The organism is Roseomonas sp. TAS13, assembly GCF_001950415.1.
Classification (GTDB): domain Bacteria; phylum Pseudomonadota; class Alphaproteobacteria; order Acetobacterales; family Acetobacteraceae; genus Roseomonas; species Roseomonas mucosa.
In genome coordinates, this window is the sequence record NZ_BDLP01000360.1 from 1 (window position 1) to 4,395 (window position 4,395).

Consider the following 4,395-nt stretch of genomic DNA (forward strand, 5'->3'; position numbering starts at 1 on the left):
GCGGCTCGGGCAGGCCGATGGCGGTGCCGGGACGGACCGCGGGAGCCAGGGCCACCTCACGGTTGCCGGGCAGCGGTGACGAGGCGCCGGTGCGGGTCTTGCGCTGGCCGCCGGCCTCCTCCCGCGCCGCGGCGGCATGGGCGGGCTTGGCGTGGAAGGCCACCGGCACGCCGATGGCGGTGGTGGCGAAAAGCAGCAGGCCCAGGTGAGCCATACGCTGGGCCACACGCCGGGCCATGTGGCGGATGCTGTGCCGGGGACGGTGGCGGGCGGCGCCGCGAGCGCGCCGAGGTAGGTCGGAAAGGCCCTCTTGTTTCAAGGTCCGTCGGCGATGAACTCCCATGCCGGAGCGGTTAACGGAGGCGTGAGGCCAGTGACAACCCTCTTTCGATGAGAAACGTCTCATTGATTGAGACGTTTGGCCGGAAATCCTTTGCCGCACTGGGCTTTCCGACTTCACAAAATCGTTATACGAGCTTCGCCCCGCAATACGCGAATCGAGTCGTTCCGGTTTTGCCCGGCTCTCAGAACCCCTTGGGGACTTCGCCATCCAGGGCGCGACGCAGCATGAGCAGGTCCTGCCAGGCCTCCCGCTTGGCCGAGAGCTGCCGCAGCAGATAGGCCGGGTGCAGCGTCGCCAGGGCGGGCACCGTGCCCAGCCCCTCGATCTCCAGCCGGTGCCATCGGCCCCGCAGGCGGGTGATGCCCTCCCGCGCACCCAGCAGGGCCTTGGCCGCCGTGCCGCCGAGCAGGACGACATGCCGCGGGCGTGCCAGGGCGATATGCCGCCGGGCGAAGGGCAGGAACAGCGAGACCTCCGCATCCGTGGGCGTGCGGTTCCCCGGCGGGCGCCAGCAGAGGATGTTGGTCAGGTAGAAGTTGCGGGTGCGGTCGAGGCCGATGCTCGCCACCATGCGGTCCAGCAGCCGCCCCGAGACGCCGACGAAGGGCTTGCCCAGCCGGTCCTCGTCGGCGCCGGGGGCTTCGCCGATCAGCATCAGCCCGCTTTCCGCCACGCCGTCCGAGAAGACGATGTTGGTCGCCGTGTCGCGCAAGCTGGCGTCGAAACGCTCCATCGCCGCCTTCAGCGCCTCCAGGCTGTCCGCCCCGGCCGCCAGATCGGCGGCGCGCAACGCGGCGGGGGCCAGCACCTCGGCCGGGCGGGGCGCCGGGCGGCGCGGTGCCGGGGACGGCGGCGCGGCATCGCCGGGGAACAGGCCGCCACTGGCTTCCTCCCTGGCCCCCGCGCTGCTCCCTGCGTCCCGGACCGCCCCCGCCACCCGTCCGGGCGCGGACCAGGCGGTGGAGCTGGCCGCCACGCCGGGCGTGGCCGCTTCCGGCCTGGGCACGGTCCGGTCCCGGGGCGCCGCTTCCAGCGCCTCGTCCACCCCCCAGCCCAGTTGCAGCGACAGCGCCGCCAGCAACGCCTCGCGTAAGGCGTTCCCGTCCTGCTGGGTATCCGCGGCGTCATCCATGGGGGCTGATATCGGCCCGGGACGGGGTTCCGTGCAACCGGGGGCGAGGCTACACCCTTGCCTCTGGATATAAAGAGAGCGGAGGGCGCGGAACCTTGGCCGAACGCGAGGCAATGGAATTCGACGTGCTGATCGTGGGCGCCGGGCCGGCCGGGCTCGCGGCGGCGATCCGGCTGAAGCAGGTGGCACCCGATGCGACGGTCTGCGTGGTGGAGAAAGGCTCCGAGGTCGGGGCGCATATCCTCTCCGGCGCGGTGATCGAGCCGCGCGCCCTGGACGAGCTGCTCCCCGACTGGCGCGACGACCCGCCGGCCCTGGCGACACCCGCCACCGACGACCGCTTCATGCTGCTGACCGCGAAGCGCGCCTTCAAGCTGCCCACGCCGCCGCAGATGAACAACCACGGCAACTACATCGTCAGCCTGGGCAATGTCTGCCGCTGGCTGGGGGCGAAGGCCGAGGCGCTGGGCATCGAGATCTATCCGGGCTTCGCCGCTTCCGAGACGATCATCGAGGATGGTCAGGTGAAGGGCGTGGTGGCCGGCATGATGGGCATCACGCGCGACGGCGAGGAAGGCCCGAACTACCAGCCGGGCATGGAGCTGCGCGCCACCTACACGCTGTTCGGCGAGGGCTGCCGCGGATCGCTGACCCGCAGGCTGGAGGAGGTCTTCGACCTGCGTGCCGAGGCCATGCCGCAGACCTATGCGCTGGGCATCAAGGAGCTGTGGGAGATCCCCAGGGAGAAGCACACGCCCGGGCTGATCTGGCATTCGGTCGGCTGGCCGCTGCCCAAGGACACCTATGGCGGCTCCTGGCTCTACATGCTGGGCGAGAACCTGGTCTCGATCGGCTTCGTGGTCGGGCTGGACTATCCCAACCCCTGGCTGGCCCCCTTCGATGAGTTCCAACGCTTCAAGACCCATCCCGAGGTGCGGAAGTTCCTCGAAGGCGGCAAGCGCATCGCCTATGGCGCCCGCGCGCTGAACGAGGGCGGCTGGCAGGCCGTCCCGCGGCTCGCCTTCCCCGGCGGGCTGCTGATCGGCGATGGCGCGGGCTTCCTGAACGTGCCCAAGATCAAGGGCACGCACCTCGCCATGAAGAGCGGCATGGTGGCGGCGGAAGCCGTGGCGGAGGCCCTGGCCGGCGACCGCCGCGCCGTGCTCGACGCCTATCCGCGCGGCATCCGGGAAAGCTGGATCACCGAGGAGCTGAAGGGCGTGCGCAACATCCGCCCGGGCTTCGCCAGGCTCGGCTTCTGGGGCGGCATGGCCAATGCGGCGCTCGACACCTATGTCTTCAAGGGCAAGGCGCCCTGGACGATGAAGCACCATGCGGACCACGAGACGCTGCGCGACGCCAGCAAGTCCGAGCGCATCCGCTACCCGAAGCCGGACGGGGTGCTGAGCTTCGACCGGCTTTCCAGCGTCTTCCTGAGCAACACCAACCACGAGGAGGACCAGCCGGTCCACCTGAGGCTCAAGGACCCGTCGCGCTGGAAGGCGGTGAACTGGGACCGCTTCCGATCCCCCGAAAGCCGCTACTGCCCCGCCGCGGTCTATGAGGCCGTGGGGCCGGAGGCGGAGCGCGAGCTGAAGGGCGAGCCCGACCCGCAGGCCGTGGAAGGCCCCGGTGGCCAGAACGCCGAGGTCGAGGCCGGGGATGCCAATGTGCGCCTGGTGATCAACGCGCAGAACTGCGTCCACTGCAAGACCTGCGACATCAAGGACCCCACCCAGAACATCGTCTGGACCACCCCCGAAGGCGGCGGCGGCCCCAACTACATCGGCGGGATGTAGGCCACCCGGGCGTCACGCTTCCACCAGCCGGGTTGGGCGTCACGTCCGGCGTTGCGCCGTCCCGGGTGAAAGGCGCTGCCTTTCCCCCGCCCCCCTATCCGCCAGGACCCTGAGGGTCCTGGACCTCCCCTTCGCTGGCGCCTGTTGCCGGACGGATCGCGCCGGAGAGCCATGCTCTCCGGCAGGATGCCGGTGCCTCCCGCGCGGTCATCGTATCCTGCTTTCCGGGAGCCCCACGTTTCCACCTGCTTCCGGGGACCGGCCCACAGACCAACGGCCATCACGGGCGCCGGCGAACCGGGTACAGGGCAAGCAGTGTCCTGGCGGAGTAGGGGTCCGGGCGGAGAGGCGGCGCCTCTCCGCCCGGCGGCCGGCCCCGGAGGACAACGCCGGAACGGGTGGATCAATCCACCGGCGGCAGGGGCAGGTCGCGGAAGGCCTTCCAGTCCTCGGGCAGCCGGGCGACGGCTGCCTCGCGCCGTGCCTCGGCCCATTGCGCCAGCCCGGCCATGGCGGGCGCCAGTTCCGTGCCACGGCGCGCCACCAGCTTCTCCGCCATGGCGATGGCGGTCACGGCGTCGTTCAGCCCGCCCAGATCCTCCTGCAATTCCTTGCAGCCCTGGAGGTAGCGCCGCAACGCCTTTTCGGGGCAGAGACCGGACAGGAACTCCAGGCCATAGCGCAGCCGCTTCAGTGCCTTTCGCAGAGAATGCAGCTCCTCCATCGAGCGGTGCCGGATCTTCCTGCCGCGCCGGCGGACCTTGCGGGCGACCCCTTCCAGCAACCCGGGCGCGACCTTGGCCAGCGGCTTGCCCACCGCCACGCCGCCCAGCACGGCAGGGTCCTCCGCCCAGCCGGCGAGGCCCAGCACCAGCGCGCCCAGCGCCGGCCGGCGCAGCTCCTCCAGCATGGCGGCATGGGCCTCCACCCGGCATTCCTCGGCGGCCGGACGCAGCAGGGCGACCCACTCTGCCGTGCCTTCTTCCTTGCCGGCCTCGGGCAGGGTCTCCTCGCAGAAGACGTCCCAGTCCCGTGCCGCGCCCAGGACCTGGCCCAGCCGCCTCAGCTCGTCCTCGAACCTGTCTCTTGATCACATCTACGCACAGCTCCACCGTAAGGCG

At 70.8% G+C, this 4,395-nt stretch carries 2 protein-coding genes and 2 pseudogenes; 1 reads left to right on the top strand and 3 read right to left on the bottom strand.

Going from position 1 to position 4,395, the window contains the following annotated elements:
• Together ROTAS13_RS20120 and ROTAS13_RS20125 are read right to left on the bottom strand one after the other, a co-directional pair.
• A pseudogene (locus ROTAS13_RS20120) lies at positions 1-238 on the bottom strand (lytic transglycosylase domain-containing protein); the annotation flags it as partial.
• Positions 239-524: 286 nt separating this feature from the next.
• Positions 525-1,475 carry a uracil-DNA glycosylase family protein gene (locus ROTAS13_RS20125; protein ID WP_075823218.1) on the bottom strand — a complete coding sequence of 317 codons (951 nt, stop codon included), beginning with the start codon at positions 1,473-1,475 and terminating at the stop codon, positions 525-527.
• 113 nt (positions 1,476-1,588) lie between these two features.
• Here ROTAS13_RS20125 and ROTAS13_RS20130 point away from each other — a divergent pair, with 113 nt between their 5' ends.
• On the top strand, positions 1,589-3,274 hold the full coding sequence (locus tag ROTAS13_RS20130; RefSeq protein ID WP_075823219.1) for an electron transfer flavoprotein-ubiquinone oxidoreductase: 1,686 nt from the start codon (positions 1,589-1,591) through the stop codon (positions 3,272-3,274).
• Positions 3,275-3,677: 403 nt separating this feature from the next.
• Here ROTAS13_RS20130 and ROTAS13_RS20135 read toward each other — a convergent pair.
• Positions 3,678-4,346 (bottom strand): annotated as a pseudogene (locus ROTAS13_RS20135) (CHAD domain-containing protein); the annotation flags it as partial.
• Positions 4,347-4,395 lie beyond the last annotated feature (49 nt).

What these genes read in the sequence shown, in the direction of transcription:
- ROTAS13_RS20125 (WP_075823218.1), bottom strand. Translation starts at nt 1,475, where the DNA reads ATGGATGACGCCGCGGATACCCAGCAGGACGGGAACGCCTTACGCGAG.
- ROTAS13_RS20130 (WP_075823219.1), top strand. Translation starts at nt 1,589, where the DNA reads ATGGAATTCGACGTGCTGATCGTGGGCGCCGGGCCGGCCGGGCTCGCG.